This is a genomic window from Pseudomonadota bacterium, from assembly GCA_011049115.1.
Lineage (GTDB): Bacteria > Desulfobacterota > Anaeroferrophillalia > Anaeroferrophillales > Tharpellaceae > DSCM01.
In genome coordinates this window covers 41,951-59,383 of record DSCM01000090.1, presented here as the reverse complement: position 1 = coordinate 59,383, position 17,433 = coordinate 41,951, and the positions used below count along the sequence as shown (strand labels likewise).

The window sequence follows — 17,433 nt, the reverse complement described above, 5'->3', positions numbered from 1 at the left end:
GATAAACCCTATTTCCCGGATGGCGATCTTGTCATTGTCACCGGCGCCGGGGGCGGAGTGGGGACCTACATGACCCAGATCGCCAAGGCGATGGGGGCCCGGGCCGTGGTCGCGATTGATATCGACGACGAGAAACTGGTGCGAGCCCGGCGCTACGGAGCCGATCTCGCGCTCAATCCCAAGGGTAAAACCGCCAAGGATATCAAGGCCGAGCTCAAGGATTTCTGTAAGCAGGAAGGGCTGCCCCATAATTACGGCTGGAAAATTTTCGAATGTTCCGGCAGTAAGCCCGGACAGGCTTTAGCTCTGGAGCTGCTTTCCTTTGTCGGCAAACTGATGGTGGTCGGTTACTCGACGGCCAAGCATGAATACATGATCTCGAAACTGATGGCGTTTGATGCCGAAATGATCGGGACCTGGGGTTGTCATCCGAAATACTATCCGGCGGTGCTGGAAATGGTCGAAAAAGGGCGGATCGAGATCGACGCCTTTCTTGAAACCCGGCCGATGAGCAGCATTCGCGAGTCTTTTGCCGAGGTCCACGCCCAACCGATCAGCCGGCGGATCGTGCTGGTGCCTGATTTCGCCTAAATAAAATTTCCGGCGCGTCGCTCTGGTTCGCCGGACTCTTTCGCAGACTGAAAAATAAGGAGATAAACTGATGGCTTTAGACTGGATTCCACGTGAGGATAAATTAAAAGATCATTATCTTTTCCGGGAGGAACATTTCGGTGGTGAGAATGACGCTCCCTGCACTATTTATGAAAAAAGGCCGGTGCTCGACCCCGACGGCAAGGTGGTCGAAGGTCTGTATACCGGTTGGATTATTCTCAATAATCCGGCTCAGTACAATTCTTATACGACCGAGATGGTCAAGGGGGTGATTGCCGGTTTTCAGCGGGCTTCGGCCGATCGTCAGGTCGTGGCCGCCGTGTTTACCGCCGTCGGCGACAAATCTTTCTGTACCGGGGGCAATACCAAGGAATATGCGGAATACTATTCGCAGCGGCCTCAGGAATACGGCGACTACATGGATCTTTTCAATGGCATGGTCGACGCAATCATCAACTGTAAGAAACCGACCATCTGCCGCATCAACGGCATGCGGGTCGGCGGGGGCCAGGAAATCGGGATGGCGACCGATATTTCGGTATCCTCCGATCTCGCCATTCTCGGTCAGGCCGGTCCCAAGCATGGTTCGGCTCCGGACGGCGGCTCCACCGATTTCCTTCCCTGGTATCTGGGGATTGAACAGGCGATGTGGAATTGCGTTTCCTGTGAAATGTGGAGCGCCTATAAGATGAAACGTCTGGGGCTGCTCTCGAAAGTCGTGCCGGTGATCAAGGATGGCGATACATGGGTGCGCAACCCTCTGGTCGAAACCGATAACTGGGTTGAGGACGGCGAAATTGTTTACGGTGAATTCAAAACCGGAGCCGCCGCCAAGGCCGCCCGTGAATATGTGCGCACGGCTAAAACCGATTTCACCCTGCTTGACCAGGCGGTGGAAGAACTTGTCTGGAAGTTCGCCAATCTGATGCCTCACTGCCTGATGAAATCCGTGGACGGTATTCGCGCCAAGAAGAAATTCTTCTGGGACCAGGCCAAGCTGCCCAACCGGCACTGGCTGGCCGCCAACATGAATTACGAGGCCTACATGGGGTTTAACGCCTTCAATACCAAGAAGATCACGGGCCGGGATACGATTGATTTTATTAAATACCGGCAACTGGTGGGTGAGGGTGCGGAAATCGGCGCCGCTCTCTATGAACAGGTTTTCGGTCGGCCGCAAGAACGGTAAACTTGAGTTATCACTGCCGCGCTAAAAAACGGGATGCTTTTTGCATCCCGTTTTTTTATGTCGCAGCGCAAGCTTCGGCGCAGGTTATAGCGTCTCACAGTTTGTGTTGGTTTGAAGGAGCGATTTGGCCGAGGTTTAGTTTTGAGGGCGCTCAAGTGTTTTCCCGTAACCGCTCGCGGAAGTTCGTTTGTGAAAGTAACCAGCCTTTGAGCGGGCTTACGTGGTTATGAAAAAAAACGAGAAACTAAGCTGATGAGAATCCTTGCCTGCGGGCCGTAAGCGCCGCTTTCCGGTCGCTGGATCGCGTTTGCAGGAGTCTTTTTGTTTTGACATTGCTGAATGACTTGTGTACCTAGACGCAGGCTTTTCAGCGGCGCCGGTTTTTCGGCCGCGGAGTTTTTCCATAAATTGATCGGGAGGGTCATGACCAGTCTGCTTTGTCTGATTGATACCAGTGCGCTGGTTTTTCGCGCCTTTCACGCGATTCGACCGCTGACGACCTCGACCGGCTTGCCGACCAATGCCCTGTTCGGTTTCTGTCAGATGCTGCTCAAGGTGCTGGAGGACCTGCAGCCGAGCCATGTCGCGGCCGCTCTTGATCTGCCGGAAAAAACCTGGCGGCATCGATTGTACCCGGCCTACAAGGCCAACCGTCAGACCCCGCCGCCGGAACTTGAAGCCCAGTTTCCCTATGTGCCGAGACTGCTTGAGGCTTTTGGCCTGCCGGCGATCGGGGTGCGGGGTTTTGAGGCCGATGATATTATCGCCACCCTGACCCGCAAAAGCCGTGAGGCCGGGCTGGAGGTGCTCATTGTTTCCGGGGATAAGGATCTGATGAGTCTGGTCGGAGAGGGCGTGGTCATGTACGACAGCATGAAGGACAAGCGCTATGATCGGGCCGCGGTCAGCGAACGGCACGGAGTTTGTGGCGAGCGTCTTCTCGATTTGCTGGCTCTGGCCGGAGACAGCGCCGATAATATTCCGGGCGTGCCCGGCATCGGTCCGAAAAGCGCCCTGAGCCTGCTTAGCGAGTTTGGGAATTTGCAGAATCTGTTAAATAATGCGGCCGCGATTGAACGTCAGGGTTGGCGGGAAAAGCTGCTCGCGTATCAGGCTGAGGCCCGGCTTTCCCGGCGGCTGGTGACGCTTGTCGACGATGTCGAGCTGGCTTGCGAAATCGCCGATCTGGGTTGCCGGAAGCCGGACTATGATAAACTGCGCGCCCTGTTTGCCGAGCTTGAGTTTCATGCTTTAAGCCGGCGTCTGAGTCCGCAGCAGACCGTGAGCCGCGAGGGCTACCGGCTGATCGACAACCAGGAAAAATTAGCGGTCTTGCTGCGGGATCTGCAGGGGGTGCAAAAACTGGCGCTGGATACCGAGACCACCTCTATTGATGCGATGCGGGCTGAACTGGTGGGCATCTCGCTGGCCTGGAACAGTTATGACGCGGCCTATCTGCCGGTTGCTCATGCGGGGGATGTGGCTCAGCTTGGGCGCGAGCTGGTCCTGGACCAGCTTCGCCCCCTGCTCAGTGATCCCGGGATCAAAAAGATCGGCCAGAATTTCAAATATGATGCGATTGTTCTGCAACGAGCCGGAATCGAGGTGGCGGGCCTGGATTTTGATGCGATGGTGGCCTCCTATCTGATCAATCCGACCCGGCATCGCCATGGGCTTGATACCCTGGCGCATGAATATCTGGCCCACAGCCCGATAACCTACAAAGACGTGGTGGGCTCGGGACGCAGTCAGGTGACGATCGATCGGATTGCCCCGGACAAGGTTTCCGACTACGCCTGTGAGGATGCCCAGCTGGCTTTTATCTTGAGTAAGCGGTTGCGGCCCAAATTGCAGGAAGATGACCTGGAAGGGCTTTTTGTTCAGATTGAGCGTCCTCTGATCGGAGTCTTGCAGCGGATGGAGATGACCGGGGTCAATATCGATGCGGAACTGCTGACCAGAACCGCAGTTGAGTATAATCAGCGCCTGGAAATAATGGGTCGGGAAATTCATGCTCTGGCTGGGCGTGAGTTCAATATCAACTCACCCAAACAGTTGGCGGAAATTCTTTTTCAGGAACTCGGCCTGCGGGTGCTCAAAAAGACCAAAAGTGGGCCGTCGACGGCTCTGGAGGTGCTGGAGCGTCTGGCCGACGAACATCCCCTGCCGGCCAGAATTCTGGAATACCGGTCTCTGGCCAAACTGGTTTCAACCTATCTCGAAGCCTTGCCTCGTCTGGTTCATCCCGCGACCGGTCGGGTGCATACCTCATATAATCAGGCCGTAACCGCAACCGGCCGACTTTCCTCCTCCGATCCCAATCTGCAGAATATTCCGATTCGCGGGACGGATGGCGCGGTGATTCGCCAGGCCTTTGTCGGAGCAGGGGAAAATCTTATTCTGGCGGCGGATTACTCGCAGATAGAATTACGTATCCTGGCCCATTTTTCCGGGGATCCAGCCTTGGTTGAGGCTTTTCGCAGTGGGGCTGATATTCACGCCCGCACCGCCGCGGAGATCTTTCAGGTCTTGCCGATGATGGTGACTCCGGAAATGCGGCGTCAGGCCAAGACCATCAATTTTGGTCTGATCTACGGGATGGGGTCGCAAAAGCTGGCCCGGGAGCTTAATATTGACAGAAAAACGGCAAAAGCCTATATAGAAAGTTATTTTGCCGCCTATGCCGGGGTCAAGGATTATTTCGCCGGGGTGGTGGCCACGGCCGAGCGCCGTGAATATGTCACGACCCTGTTTAAGCGGCGGCGCTATCTGCCCGAGATTAACAGCCGGAACAAGAATCTTCAGGAAATGGCCCGGCGCACCGCCATCAATACCCCGATTCAGGGGACGGCGGCCGATCTGATTAAACTGGCGATGGTGGTGCTGGATCGCCGGCTGCGAAAGGAAGGCTGGCGCAGTAAAATGATCATGCAGGTTCACGATGAACTGGTCTTTGAAGTGGCGCCTGACGAGGTTGATGAACTTACCCTGATGGTGCGGAAAGAAATGGCCGAGGTCCGGCCGCTCAAGGTGCCGCTGGTGGTTGATGTCGGGGTGGGGAAAAATTGGTTCGAAGCCCATTGAATCAATGGCGCGGCGGGCTTGTTTTCGATTAAGGTTGTGGAGGCTGGCTGAAAGAGCATGGATTCATTTCAGGAAACGCTCGATTATCTCTACGGGCTCGAGCATTTCGGGATCAGCCTGGGGCTGGAAAATATCGTCGAGCTTTGTGCCGCCGTCGCCAATCCTCAGGACTCTTTGCGGATTGTTCATGTCGCCGGCAGTAACGGCAAGGGGTCAAGCATTGCCTTTTTGCGTGAGTTGCTGCGCCGGCACGGACTTTCCGTCGGGGTCTACAGCTCGCCGCACCTGCGCCATTTTTCCGAACGGATAACCATCGATGATACACCGATCAGCGAGGCGGAGATTGTGGCTCTGACCCGGGAACTGCGGCCTGTGGTGGAAAGGATTCCTCGGATCGTCACCTTTTTTGACTTTACCACCTGCATGGCCCTGCTTTATTTCGCCCGGCAGCGTCCGGATATTGTCCTGCTGGAGACCGGTCTTGGGGGGCGTCTCGATGCGACCAACGTCGTGCCTAAGCCGCTGTTGACGATGATTACCAATGTCGCGATTGAACACGAAGAGTTCCTGGGCTCGACCCTGCTCGCCGTGGCGGCGGAAAAAGCGGGCATTCTCAAACCCGGAGTGCCCCTGGTTTCCGGGGTCAGGAATGAAAAGATTCGGAATCTCCTGGCCGGGCGTCAACGTGAGCTGGGAGCCTCCGCCAGTTTTCTGGGGCGGGATTTCCGCGTGCGTCGGCAGGGTGACGGTTCATTTTCTTATTATGGTTCCGAACACAGCTTTACCGGGCTGGAAACGGCCATGCGCGGCCGACATCAACATGACAATGCCGCCTTGGCCTTGCGGGCTTTTGAGATTCTGGCCCATGAGGGGCTGTTTGAGCTTGACCCGCGCAAGGTCGCCGCGGCCTTGCGAGAGGTTTCCTGGCCCGGACGGCTGCAGCAGGTTGCGAGTCGCCCGGATATCTATCTTGACGGGGCCCATAATCCGCATGGTGTCCGGGCGCTGGTTCCGGAATTGCGCCGTTTGAAGGGTGAGCGTCGGCTGATTCTTTTGCTGGGGGCCATGAAGGATAAACGGATTCGGGAAATGGCGGTTCAGCTGGGTCCTCTGGCGGACGAGGTGATTGTCACCCGGGCGCAGCTGGATCGCTCCTGTAATCCCCGGAGCCTGGCGCTGGAGATACAAAACTATTGTTCCCAGGTCATGATAACCGAGTCCGTGAGCGAAGCCTTCGCTCTGGCGCGCCACCGGGCCCAGGCCGCGGATCTGATTTTTCTGACCGGTTCGCTGTATTGTGTCGGCGAGGCTTTTGAGGTGCTGGATCTGCCGGTTAATCGACCGGCGGCCTAGGCGGATTTCCTTTTGGGGAAGAGGTGAATGCATGCGGATCGTCGCGCTTTACGGCAGCCCCCGGCGTTGGGGCAATACCGCGAAACTGCTGGCCGAGGCCGTGGCCGGCGCACGCGGAGCCGGGGCCGAGGTTGTCGAGATCGTTTTGCGTGATCTTAAAATTACGCCCTGCCTGGAAATCTACGCCTGCAAGGAACATGGCCGCTGTGCCCTCAAGGATGATTTTCAGGCCTTAGCGGAAAGTCTGCTGCAGGCTCAGGCGGTCATGTTGGCCTCGCCGATCTTTTTTTATGCGGTCAGCGCGCATGTCAAAGCCGTGATGGATCGTTGTCAATCTCTGTGGGTGAAGAAATACTGGCTTGATCATAAACCGCTGGGGCGGCTGGATAATCCTCGGCCCGGGCTTTTTCTGGCAGCCGGAGCCACTCGGGGAAAGAATCTTTTTACCGGCGCAGAACTCAGCGTTAAATATTTCTTTGATACTTTTGGTACCTCGTTATGGCGAAGCCTGGGTTATCGTGGCCTGGATGAAGCCGACGAGATTTTACAATATCCTGAATATCTGGCTGAAGCCCGGCAAGCCGGGATTGATCTGGTGGTCGAAGTTCGGAAAAACCAAAAATGACATCATCCATCTTGAGACTGATCGGAAAAAACAAGGCTTTACAGTTTTTCTTTTTGTTTCTGATCCTGTTGCTGGTCCCCTCTGGTCCGCTCGGGGCCGCGGTGCCGGAACTGCCCGGCGCGGCGGCCGTGGTCGCCGACAAAACGGTTGAGATTGAGGCCCGGTATCTTTACTATGACAAGCAGGCCGGTCTGTATCATGCTCAGGGCGAGGTCGTGATTCGTCAGAAAGGTATGGAACTCAAGGCCGACAAGGCGATTCTCAATCAGGCGAAAACCGAATTTGAGGCCTGGGGAGAGGTGCTGTTGCGCGATCGCAGCGATTATCTCGCCTGTCGTTATCTTAAATTTAATTATCGTGATCAGATCGGCTCGATTCGGGAGGGCCGGATTTTCATTAAAGAGAAAAATTACTATATTACCGGAGAACAGATCGAAAAGACCGGGCCCCAGGCCTACGATGTCAGAAACGCGACCCTGACTACCTGTGATGCCGAGCGCGCCGCCTGGCTGATCCGCTGTCGCCGGGTCGAAATCAGGGAGAATGGTTACGGCATCGTCGACAACGCCGTCTTCGCGATTAAAAATGTGCCGGTCCTCTATCTGCCAAAAGGGGTTTTTCCGGTTAATACCAAGCGCCAGACCGGTTTTCTTCTGCCCGGGATCGGCTATTCCGACAAGGATGGGGTGGTGGTCAAAAATGCCTTTTTTTGGGCGATCGACCGTTCTCAGGATCTGACCCTTTATCCCGAAATCTATAGTCAAAGAGGGGTCAGGTTTGGGGCTGAATATCGCTACGTTATCGATGAGCGGGCCAAGGGGGATCTCAGCGCATCCTTTATCAGTGACCGGCTGGTCAAGGATAGCCCAAAGGATTATCCTGATGCCGACCAGGAACGCTGGGCCCTGGGAGCGCATCATCTTCAGACCCTGAAGCATGGTACGATTTTAAAGGCCGCGGTCAACCTGGTCAGCGACAACGAGTATCTGGAGGATTTTCCCGATACCTTTAGCGGGGCTTTTATCGATGAGTTGGATAATCTTGACAGCAAAACCGATACCTATCTGCGTTCCCTCGTCAGTGCCGGTCACAACGGGGAGGCCTACGGTGGGGCCGCCGAAGCGCGTTACTATCAGTCATTACTGCGCGCCAATGATGATCAGACCCTGCAGCTGTTACCTGAGATCACCTTTTTTGCCCGTAATCGCGCGCTTGCCGATCAGGACTGGATTTTCTGGCGAGCGGGGATGAGTTATAGCCATTTCTGGCGCCGGGAAGGTGAACGTGGCCATCGTATCGATGTTCACCCTCAACTGACCCTGCCGTTTAAACTGGGTGCTTTTGAGCTCAGCCCTTTTCTCGAACTGCGGGAAACCTGGTATCAACTCAGTGAACGGGACGCCGGTAAAAAGAGCCGCGAGTCGCGGGAAACCCTGGCCGCCGGGGCTGAACTGAGAACCGTTGCGGAAAAGGTTTATGATTTTGACTGGTGGGGCATGGATCGGCTGTTGCATACCCTGGAGCCGACCGTCGCTTATCGCTACGTTCCGGATGTCGACCAGAAGGAACTGCCGGTTTTTGATGATCTGGATTTTCTGGCGGAGGAGAGTAATGTTTCCTGGTCGCTGGTCAGTCGCCTGGTCGGCCGCTATCCTCAGCCCGAAGCTGCGGATCGTTTCGAGTATCATGAATGGCTCAAGTTTCAGCTAGGTCAGGCCTACAGTTTTATAGACGTTGCCGACGGTCGTCGGTTTTTCAGCGACGATCAGCATGCTTCCGCTTTTTTTAGCCGTCTGGAGCTTAAAAGTCGAGGCGGCGGACTTTATCTGAAGGTCGAGAATCGTTTTGATCCCTATGAAAATGCTTGTCAGCTGATGACCGCGTTGCTGTCGACCCGAGATCGGCGAGGGGATTTTCTGGCGCTGGAATACCGTTACGAGCAGGACCAGCTTGAGATTCTTACGACTTCCGCGCACCTGCCGCTGTGGCGCTGGCTTGATGTTTACGGCGCGGTCCGTTATTCGATCGCCGACAGTCATCTCTGGGAGACCATTTATGGTTTCAACTACCATCCACAATGCTGGGCCCTGGATTTTTCCATCAATGAGGAGCGGGATCCTTACGATCTTTCCTTTCGCCTGCTGGTGAGTTTTAATGGGCTGGGCGGTCTGGGGAGTAAATAAAACGGTAACTTTCGGCGCAGATGATTTGGACTTGGGCTGTAATGTGAAAATCAGGTCATGCCCCCTGCTTTCCCGGGTTGGCTGCATTTACTAAATGGTTTGACGAAGATTCAGGGAAGGGAGAAAATACGATGCATATAACCGTGATCGGCAGCGGCTATGTCGGCCTGGTAACCGGCGCCTGTCTGGCTGAATTCGGCATGAACGTGACCTGCGTCGACCTTGACGAGGCCAAGATCGCGTCCCTCAATCGCGGGGTGATGCCGATTTATGAGCCCGGGCTGGAAGATCTGGTGGAGCGCAATGTCAAACAGCGGCGTCTTTCCTTCAGCACCGATCTGCGACAGGGAATTGGCGTCTCCCTGGTTATTTTTATCGCGGTCGGCACCCCGCCGGCGGCGGATGGTTCGGCCGATCTTAGTCAGATTCGAGCGGTGGCCGCCGATATCGGTCGTTATATGAACGGCTACAAGGTGGTGGTCGATAAAAGTACGGTGCCGGTCGGCACCGGTCAGATGGTCAAAGAGGTGATCCGCGAACATCAGCCGGCCAGAATTAATTTCGATGTGGTATCCAACCCGGAATTTTTACGGGAAGGGTCGGCGATTGCCGATTTCATGCGTCCCGATCGCGTGGTGATCGGCACGGAAAGCGAGCAGGCGGCGGCCATTATGAAGGATATCTACAATGTCCTGTATCTCAATGAAACCCCCTTTGTTCTGACCAATATTGAAACCGCCGAACTTACCAAATATGCGGCCAACGCCTTTCTTGCGACCAAGATCAGCTTTATTAACGAAATCGCCAATCTTTGTGAGAAGGTCGGAGCCAATGTGCAGCAGGTGGCTCGCGGCATCGGGCTGGACGGTCGCATCGGCAAGAAATTTCTTCATGCCGGCCCCGGTTACGGGGGCTCCTGTTTTCCCAAGGACACCCTGGCCCTGGTTGCCACCGCCCGCCAGTACGACGAGCCCCTGGCCATTGTCGAGGCCGTGGTTGCCGTCAATCAGCGCCAGCGCCTGAGAATGGTCGAAAAGGTGAGCGCCCTGCTGGGCGGCGAGGTTGCCGGAAAAACCATCGCTTTGCTGGGGCTTTCCTTTAAGCCGGAAACCGATGATGCCCGCGATGCTCCGGCGCTGGCTTTTGTCGAGGCGATGCTGGCGGCCGGCGCCAGGATTCGTGCTTATGATCCGGAAGCGATCAAGTCCTTTCAGGAATTTTACGGCAAAGAGCGGATTTTCTATGCCGCCGATGCCTATGACGCGGCGGCCGGCGCCGATGTCCTGGTTCTGATGACTGAGTGGAACCAATTTCGCTATCTGGATCTTGAGCGTTTACGCGAGCTGCTGGCCGCGCCCCGTTTTGCCGATTTGCGCAATGTTTACGATGGGGCCAAACTGAAGGCTCTCGGTTTTACTTATGTCGGGGTTGGCCGCTAAGGCGGAAAATAATTCTTGACAGTCAAGCGGTTACTATAATAGTGAAGTCGTCTGTCGTTATGGTATGCAGTATACAATGAGAAGGTCTTTAATTTTTAGTAAGGGAGTAACCTGATGTCTTTGAGAGAAGCCCAGTTGGAACGTTTGGAGCAAATGAACCAGGCCGCCGAGCTCAGTGGCGGTGCCGATCGTATCGCCAAACAGCATGAGGCCGGTAAGCTGACCGCCCGGGAGCGCATGCTTTACTTTTTTGACGAGGGGACCTTCGAGGAGATCGACAAGTTCGTTACCCATCGCTGTACGGACTTCGGGATGGAGAAAAACAAGATTGTCGGTGATGGAGTGGTCAGCGGTTACGGTCGGGTAAACGGTCGCCTGACCTATGCCTGTGCTCAGGATTTTACTGCGATCGGCGGCACACTGAGCGAGACCAACGCTCAGAAGATGTGTAAGCTTCTCGACATGGCGGCTAAAAACGGAGCACCTTTTATTGCTCTTAACGATTCCGGCGGCGCCCGCATCCATGAGGGGGTTTCCAGCCTCGGCGGTTACGCCGAACTCTTTTATCGTAATACCATCTATTCCGGGGTGATTCCCCAGATTGCGGCGATCCTCGGACCCTGCGCCGGGGGGGCGGTGTATTCACCGGCGATCATGGATTTTATCGTCATGACGAAAAATACCAGTTACATGTTCATTACCGGTCCTAATGTCATCAAGACCGTGACCAATGAAGATGTCACTCAGGAAAAGCTTGGCGGCGCCAATACGCATATGAAGACCAGCGGGGTGGCTCATATGGCGGGTGAAAATGATCGGGACACGATTGATCAGATCAAACGCCTGCTTTCCTTTCTGCCTCAGAGCAATCGGGAAAAAGCGCCGCTGCTTGATTTTGACGGCGAGGTCGAGAAACTGATTCCGGAACTCAATGAGGTGGTTCCGGCTGATTCCCGGCGGCCCTATGATATCAAGAAGATTATCAAGCTGGTGGCCGACCGTGGCGACTTTATGGAGATTCAGCCTCAGTACGCGGCTAATTTAGTCATTGGTTTTGCGCGTTTTAATGGAGAATCCGTCGGTATTATTGCCAATCAGCCGAATTTTATGGCCGGTTGTCTGGATATCAACGCTTCCGATAAATGCGCCCGTTTTATACGTTTCTGTGATTGTTTCAATATCCCGCTGCTGACCTTCGTCGATGTGCCCGGTTATCTGCCCGGAACCGGACAGGAATTTGGCGGTATCATTCGCCACGGGGCCAAGATCATCTTCGCCTATGCCGAAGCTACGGTGCCGAAAATTACGATTACCACCCGCAAATCCTTTGGTGGTGCTTACTGCGCCATGTCTTCGCGCCAGCTCGGGGCCGACATTCATTATGCTTATCCGACCGCTGAATATTCGGTGATGGGTCCGGATGGCGCGGTCAATATCGTTTTCAACAAGGAGCTCAAGGGCGCGGCTGATCCGGTGGCCAAACGTCAGGAGCTGGTTGATGAATACAAGGCCAATTTTGCCAACCCCTATCGCGCCGCGGCGTATGGTTTTGTCGATGAAGTGATCAAACCTGAGATGACCCGGATCAAGATCATTCGGGCCCTGGAGATGCTTCAGGACAAGGAAGAACAGCTGCCCTATCGCAAACATGGAAATATTCCGCTGTAGTACCTAACCGTTGATTTTCGGTTTGAAAACACCAGAAAATGAATGGATGAAAGTGCTTGTTAGCGGGCCGTGGAGGGCGTTGGGGTTGCCCCGCATTAGTGCCGCACGGTCGAAATGTGGTCGCAAAAACCAGAACATTTGAGGTCGGCCCGTTTCGGTGCGGGGACGGTTTTGAGCGCCGGCGGCAATGCCCTGGTTAAGCCGGGGGACGCAAAGTAACAAAACTTAACTCCGGCAGTTGCTGATTGGCCAATCTGCCGGGGCGTTTATTCTTGGGTTGCGGGTTCAAGGCCCGCATTATAGTAGAGTGAGGTGTTATGATGAGCTGTTGTACTCACGCCGACGACAAGGCGCGGCGGGTCGAACGTCAAGCCCAGTGGCAGGATATGGTTGATAAGGCCTTAAGTCGTTTTCCCGAACGCAAACCGGTTTTTACCACAACCTCAGGTATTGAGGTGAAGCGGCTGTTTACCCCGCTTGATGTTGAAGGGGTTGACTATACCGAGGATGTCGGTTTTCCCGGGGAGTATCCTTTTACCCGCGGGGTGCAGCCGACCATGTATCGAGCTCGTTTCTGGACCATGCGCCAGTACGCCGGTTTTGGTTCAGCCCGGCAGACCAACGAACGTTATCGTTATCTGTTGGCTCAGGGCCAGACCGGTTTGAGCGTGGCTTTTGACCTGCCGACTCAGATTGGTTATGATTCCGACCATGAGCTTGCCGACGGCGAGGTCGGCAAGGTTGGGGTGGCGATTGACTCGTTGGCGGACATGGAAATTCTCTTTGACCAGATCGCCTTGGACAAGGTCAGTACCTCGATGACCATCAACGCGCCAGCTGCGGCTTTGTTGGCGATGTATATCGCGGTGGCGGAAAAGCAGGGGGTCGGCTCGGAACAGCTGCGGGGCACGATTCAGAATGATGTCCTGAAGGAGTATTTCGCCCGGGGCACCTATATCTTTCCCCCCCAGCCGTCGATGAAGATCATCACCGATATCTTTTCTTACTGTAAGGATTATCTGCCCAACTGGAATACCATCAGTATCAGTGGGTATCATATCCGCGAAGCCGGCTCTTCTGCGGTGCAGGAGGTGGCCTTTACCCTAGCCGATGGACTGGCTTACGTCGATGCGGCCGTGAAAACCGGTCTTGACGTCGATGCCTTCGCGCAGCGCCTCTCCTTCTTTTTTAATGTGCATAACAATTTTCTCGAAGAAGTGGCTAAGTTCAGGGCCGCGCGCCGTCTCTGGGCCCGTCTGATGAAAGAGCGTTTTGGGGCTCGGAAAGCCTCCTCGCTGATGATGCGTTTTCATACGCAGACAGCCGGTTGCAGCCTGACGGCGCAGCAGCCGGACAACAATGTTGTTCGGGTGACCATGCAGGCTTTGGCGGCGGTGTTAGGCGGCACCAATTCGCTGCATACCAATTCACGCGACGAGGCCCTTTGTCTGCCGACCGAGGATTCGGTGCGCATCGCCCTGCGCACTCAGCAGATTATCGCGCATGAGAGCGGGGTTGCCGATACTATTGATCCGCTGGCCGGTTCCTATATGGTGGAGTCGTTGACCGCGCAGATTGAAGAAAAGGCGTTGGCTTATATCAAGAAAATTGATGACCTCGGGGGGGTGGTCAAAGCGATTGAAGCAGGTTATATTCAGCAGGAAATCGGCGACAGCGCTTATGCTTACCAGAAGTCAGTGGAAACCGGGGATCAGGTGATTGTCGGGGTTAACCGCTTTGTGATCGAAGAGGCGCCGCCCACCAGCCTTCTGCGGATCAAGCCGGAGATGGAAATTGAGCAGCGTGAAAGCCTGGCCGCGATGAAGGCCCGCCGCGATGCCGCCGCGGTTGAAAATTCTTTGCAGGTGCTTCGCCGGACGGCGGAATCAGGGGTCAACCTGTTGCCGGCGATTATCGCCGCAGTCAAAACCTATGCGACCCTGGGGGAAGTCTGTGGGGTGTTGCGTGAGGTTTTTGGAGAATATATTGAGGGCTAGCGAAGCCGGGAACAGAGGTTTTTGGGTTCCGGGCCGCCGTCTGAGTCTTCGAAGTCTGAAAATGTTTTATTTCCGGCGTTTGCCGGGCCAGGGGAGTTGGAAATGGATAAAAAGATAAAGGTTTTGATCGCCAAGCCTGGTCTTGACGGCCACGATCGTGGCGCCAAAGTGGTTTCACGGGCTTTGCGGGATGCCGGCATGGAGGTTATCTACACCGGGATTCGCCAGACCCCGGAACAGATCGTCGCCACCGCGATTCAGGAAGATGTCGACAGCATCGGTCTGAGCTGCCTTTCCGGGGCCCATAACAAGCTTTTTCCCAAGGTGGTCAATCTGCTCCGGGAAAAGGGCGCGGGTGAAATTCTGGTTTTCGGCGGCGGGATCATTCCGGCGGAAGACATTCCGGCTTTAAAGGCCGCCGGCATCGCTGAAATTTTCCTGCCCGGCGCCACGACCGAGGAGACCATTGCTTTTATAAAGAATAATGTTTGACGGCGGTTCTGGTTTAATCTGTGCCCGCGCTGGTTGCGGAGCTGAGCCTATCGTGATTGAAAGGGTTTAAGTTTTGAACGATTTAGTCGCCGGTCTGCTGGCCGGCAAAGTGCGTTCCCTGGCCAAGGCGATTACCATCGTCGAAAATGACCGACCGGGGAAAAGGGAAATTTTAAAAGAGATTTATCCTAAAACCGGCAAGGCTTTTCTGCTGGGAATTACCGGCCCTCCCGGGGCCGGGAAAAGTACCCTGACGGATAAGGTTATTGCTGGTTTGCGCAAACAGGGGAAAACCGTTGGGGTTATCGCGGTTGATCCTTCGAGTCCGTTTTCCGGCGGAGCGATTCTTGGTGACCGCATTCGAATGCAGCAGCACGCCCTTGATGAAGGGGTGTTCATTCGCAGTATGGCAACCCGCAGTCATCTCGGGGGCCTGGCCAAAAATACGGTTGACGTTATTCATCTGCTGGATGCTTCCGGCAAGGATGTGGTTATTATTGAAACCGTCGGCGTCGGTCAGGATGAGGTTGATATTGTCAGAATCGCGCAGACCACGGTCGTGGTCATGGTTCCGGGTCTGGGTGACTCGGTTCAGGTTGCCAAGGCCGGGGTGATGGAAATTGCCGATGTTTTTGCTGTCAATAAAGCCGATCGTGAAGGCGCGGATAAACTGTTTACCGAACTGCGGGCCATGCTGGATATGGTTAAGGGGGATTTTAAACCGGAGATTTATCGCACCGTGGCGGTCAATGATATCGGAATTGAAGAGCTGGTCGCCGGCATTTTCGCTCATGGTGAGCGCGTCGCCCGAAGCGGCTTGTTTGCTGAAAAAAAGGCCCAGAAGGCGGAAAATGAATTACGGGCTTATCTCTTTGATGGGATCATGCAGCGTTCGACCGCTTTGCCAGTCTATGCAGATGTGGTCAACCGGGTCGCGGCCAAGGAGTTGACCCCTATGGATGGGGTTGAGGAACTTTTTGCCGGACTGGGAATGACCGGAGGAGAAAATAAAGATGTTGCAGAAAATTGATCATATCGGTATTGCCGTCAAAGACCTTGAGGAAACCGCCAAGTTTTACCGGGATATGCTGGGTCTGGAGTTTCATGGTATCGAAGAGGTGCCGGAACAAAAGGTCAGGGTGGCCTTTTTTGCCATTGGCGAAACCCATATTGAACTGGTTTGTCCGACCAGTGCGGATTCGGCGGTGGCCAAGCATCTGGAAAAGAAGGGCGAAGGTATTCATCATATCTGTTACGCGACCGATGATATCGTCGCCGAGCTCAAGGGTTTGAAGGAGAAGGGCGCCAAGCTGGTGGATGAAGAACCTCGTTGTGGGGCGCACGGTGCTAAAATCGCGTTTGTTCATCCTAAAACCTCGAACGGGGTTCTGACCGAACTTTCCCAGAAATAGTTGTAACCGACGGCGGCCGAGGCCGGAAGGTTTCGGCCCAAAAACTATGCCTAGTTATCCTGAAGCCCTGTTGGGCCTGGTTGAAGAACTGAAAAAATTGCCCGGAGTTGGGCGCAAGACAGCGGCCCGCCTGGCGTTTCACATGGTTCGCCTGCCCCTTGGCGAAGCTGAAAGGCTGGCCGCGGCGATTATCGATGTCAAAAATCGTCTGCTGCTTTGCTCCTTCTGCCAGAACCTGACGGAGCAGGATCCCTGCCCCCTATGTCGGGATTACGCCCGCGACCGGAATAAGCTCTGCGTGGTGGAGTATCCGGCAGATCTTATCTCAATCGAAAACAGTGGGGCTTTTAAAGGCCGATATTTTGTTCTGCACGGCACCCTGGCGCCGATACAGGGGATCGGCCCAGAGGAGTTGCGCCTCGAAAAACTTTACCATAATATTGTCGCCGAAAAGATCAGTGAAGTGGTGCTGGCCACCAATCCCACGGTGGAGGGAAATGCCACGGCTCTTTACCTCAGCCGCTTTCTGCGTCCCTTGGGAATCCTTCTGAGCCGACCGGCCTGCGGCCTGCCGGTCGGCGCCGACCTTGAATATATGGATCCGGTGACCATTCAGAAATCTCTGGATGGGCGGAATCCCTTTTAATAATTTTGAGAAAAGATATTCGCCAGGGTTAATTTTACCTAATTTTACCCTGTTGCAGCAATAAGCGCTTCACTTTTGATTTTTTGTATTGTATACAGTACACCGTTTAACCTTATCGTATACATGGGTTGCAGGGTTACCGCAGGTTATCAATTAGCAAAGAGGAGATCTTCATATGATCGAAGTCAGAGTGCACGGTCGAGGTGGCCAGGGTGGAGTCACTTCCGCCGAAATGCTAGCCATCGCCGCGATCAACGAAGGCAAGTTCGCCCAGGCTTTTCCCAGTTTCGGGCCTGAGCGCCGTGGGGCTCCGGTAATCGCTTTCGCCCGGGTCAGTGATGAGAAAATCCGCAACCGGACCAAGGTCTATAGTCCGGATGTCGTGCTGGTCCTGGATCCTTCGGTGTTGTCGATCGTCAATGTTGAAGAGGGGCTGAAGCCCGAGGGCATGCTGGTTATCAACAGTGGCAAATCCTTGTCCGAATTGCGGCGTGTCTATGGTTTTAAAAGCGCCCTGGCCCGTGTCGACGCAACCCATATCGCGATCGAGGAGCTGGGGTTGCCGATTACCAATACAACCATGTTGGGGGCTGCGGTCAAAGCTTGTCGCATCGTGCCGATTGAGGCCCTAGTCAGTCCTTTGGAAGCGCGTTTCGGTCGCATCGCAGCTCGTAATATCAAAGCCATGCGCCGGGCTTATGAAGAGACCGAGGTCGAGTCTCGATAGCGACCT

Annotated in this window: 15 protein-coding genes; 14 read left to right on the top strand and 1 reads right to left on the bottom strand. The window is 54.9% G+C overall.

Features of this window, described 5'->3' with window-relative positions; genetic code table 11:
* Together ENN66_07850 and oah are read left to right on the top strand one after the other, a co-directional pair.
* Window positions 1-591: 6-hydroxycyclohex-1-ene-1-carbonyl-CoA dehydrogenase (locus ENN66_07850; protein ID HDS16503.1), on the top strand; the 591-nt coding region annotated here is incomplete at its 5' end.
* A gap of 70 nt (window positions 592-661) precedes the next feature.
* Window positions 662-1,801: a 6-oxocyclohex-1-ene-1-carbonyl-CoA hydratase gene (gene oah, locus ENN66_07845; GenBank protein ID HDS16502.1), complete on the top strand. Its 1,140-nt coding sequence runs from the start codon at window positions 662-664 to the stop codon at window positions 1,799-1,801.
* A gap of 224 nt (window positions 1,802-2,025) precedes the next feature.
* On the opposite strand, the gene ENN66_07840 is transcribed toward oah, so the two are convergent.
* Entirely contained in the window at window positions 2,026-2,226 is a 201-nt protein-coding gene (locus ENN66_07840; GenBank protein HDS16501.1) for a hypothetical protein, read from the bottom strand.
* Between ENN66_07840 and polA the strand changes: the two genes are divergently transcribed.
* The 12 genes from polA to ENN66_07780 all read left to right on the top strand — a co-directional run bounded on the left by polA (window position 2,225) and on the right by ENN66_07780 (window position 17,427).
* A complete protein-coding gene (gene polA, locus ENN66_07835; GenBank protein HDS16500.1) occupies window positions 2,225-4,885 on the top strand; it encodes a DNA polymerase I in 2,661 nt (886 codons plus the stop codon). The genes ENN66_07840 and polA overlap by 2 nt on opposite strands.
* Before the next feature lie 57 nt (window positions 4,886-4,942).
* The gene (locus ENN66_07830; protein ID HDS16499.1) at window positions 4,943-6,238 is read left to right on the top strand and encodes a bifunctional folylpolyglutamate synthase/dihydrofolate synthase; all 1,296 of its coding nucleotides are present in this window, start codon (window positions 4,943-4,945) and stop codon (window positions 6,236-6,238) included.
* A 31-nt stretch (window positions 6,239-6,269) separates the two neighbouring features.
* Entirely contained in the window at window positions 6,270-6,863 is a 594-nt protein-coding gene (locus tag ENN66_07825) for a flavodoxin family protein (GenBank protein ID HDS16498.1), read from the top strand.
* Window positions 6,860-9,046, top strand: a complete 2,187-nt coding sequence (locus tag ENN66_07820) for an LPS-assembly protein LptD (protein ID HDS16497.1) — start codon at window positions 6,860-6,862, stop codon at window positions 9,044-9,046. The genes ENN66_07825 and ENN66_07820 overlap by 4 nt, the downstream gene beginning before the upstream one ends.
* 131 nt (window positions 9,047-9,177) lie before the next feature.
* Entirely contained in the window at window positions 9,178-10,485 is a 1,308-nt protein-coding gene (locus ENN66_07815) for a UDP-glucose/GDP-mannose dehydrogenase family protein (protein HDS16496.1), read from the top strand.
* 114 nt (window positions 10,486-10,599) lie between these two features.
* On the top strand, window positions 10,600-12,153 hold the full coding sequence (locus ENN66_07810; protein HDS16495.1) for a methylmalonyl-CoA carboxyltransferase: 1,554 nt from the start codon (window positions 10,600-10,602) through the stop codon (window positions 12,151-12,153).
* A 320-nt stretch (window positions 12,154-12,473) separates the two neighbouring features.
* Entirely contained in the window at window positions 12,474-14,150 is a 1,677-nt protein-coding gene (locus ENN66_07805) for a methylmalonyl-CoA mutase (GenBank protein HDS16494.1), read from the top strand.
* Between the two features lie 102 nt (window positions 14,151-14,252).
* The gene (locus tag ENN66_07800; protein HDS16493.1) at window positions 14,253-14,642 is read left to right on the top strand and encodes a cobalamin B12-binding domain-containing protein; all 390 of its coding nucleotides are present in this window, start codon (window positions 14,253-14,255) and stop codon (window positions 14,640-14,642) included.
* A gap of 73 nt (window positions 14,643-14,715) precedes the next feature.
* Complete coding sequence (gene meaB, locus ENN66_07795) at window positions 14,716-15,672, top strand: methylmalonyl Co-A mutase-associated GTPase MeaB (GenBank protein ID HDS16492.1); 957 nt, start codon at window positions 14,716-14,718, stop codon at window positions 15,670-15,672.
* On the top strand, window positions 15,656-16,054 hold the full coding sequence (gene mce, locus ENN66_07790) for a methylmalonyl-CoA epimerase (protein HDS16491.1): 399 nt from the start codon (window positions 15,656-15,658) through the stop codon (window positions 16,052-16,054). Before meaB ends, mce begins: the two co-directional genes overlap by 17 nt.
* 46 nt (window positions 16,055-16,100) lie before the next feature.
* Window positions 16,101-16,700, top strand: coding sequence for a recombination protein RecR (recR, locus tag ENN66_07785; GenBank protein HDS16490.1), 600 nt, complete (start codon window positions 16,101-16,103; stop codon window positions 16,698-16,700).
* 175 nt (window positions 16,701-16,875) lie between these two features.
* Window positions 16,876-17,427, top strand: coding sequence for a pyruvate synthase (locus ENN66_07780; GenBank protein HDS16489.1), 552 nt, complete (start codon window positions 16,876-16,878; stop codon window positions 17,425-17,427).
* Window positions 17,428-17,433 lie beyond the last annotated feature (6 nt).

What these genes read in the sequence shown, in the direction of transcription:
- oah (HDS16502.1), top strand. Translation starts at nt 662, where the DNA reads ATGGCTTTAGACTGGATTCCACGTGAGGATAAATTAAAAGATCATTAT.
- polA (HDS16500.1), top strand. Translation starts at nt 2,225, where the DNA reads ATGACCAGTCTGCTTTGTCTGATTGATACCAGTGCGCTGGTTTTTCGC.
- ENN66_07840 (HDS16501.1), bottom strand. Translation starts at nt 2,226, where the DNA reads ATGACCCTCCCGATCAATTTATGGAAAAACTCCGCGGCCGAAAAACCG.
- ENN66_07830 (HDS16499.1), top strand. Translation starts at nt 4,943, where the DNA reads ATGGATTCATTTCAGGAAACGCTCGATTATCTCTACGGGCTCGAGCAT.
- ENN66_07825 (HDS16498.1), top strand. Translation starts at nt 6,270, where the DNA reads ATGCGGATCGTCGCGCTTTACGGCAGCCCCCGGCGTTGGGGCAATACC.
- ENN66_07820 (HDS16497.1), top strand. Translation starts at nt 6,860, where the DNA reads ATGACATCATCCATCTTGAGACTGATCGGAAAAAACAAGGCTTTACAG.
- ENN66_07815 (HDS16496.1), top strand. Translation starts at nt 9,178, where the DNA reads ATGCATATAACCGTGATCGGCAGCGGCTATGTCGGCCTGGTAACCGGC.
- ENN66_07810 (HDS16495.1), top strand. Translation starts at nt 10,600, where the DNA reads ATGTCTTTGAGAGAAGCCCAGTTGGAACGTTTGGAGCAAATGAACCAG.
- ENN66_07805 (HDS16494.1), top strand. Translation starts at nt 12,474, where the DNA reads ATGAGCTGTTGTACTCACGCCGACGACAAGGCGCGGCGGGTCGAACGT.
- ENN66_07800 (HDS16493.1), top strand. Translation starts at nt 14,253, where the DNA reads ATGGATAAAAAGATAAAGGTTTTGATCGCCAAGCCTGGTCTTGACGGC.
- mce (HDS16491.1), top strand. Translation starts at nt 15,656, where the DNA reads ATGTTGCAGAAAATTGATCATATCGGTATTGCCGTCAAAGACCTTGAG.
- recR (HDS16490.1), top strand. Translation starts at nt 16,101, where the DNA reads ATGCCTAGTTATCCTGAAGCCCTGTTGGGCCTGGTTGAAGAACTGAAA.
- ENN66_07780 (HDS16489.1), top strand. Translation starts at nt 16,876, where the DNA reads ATGATCGAAGTCAGAGTGCACGGTCGAGGTGGCCAGGGTGGAGTCACT.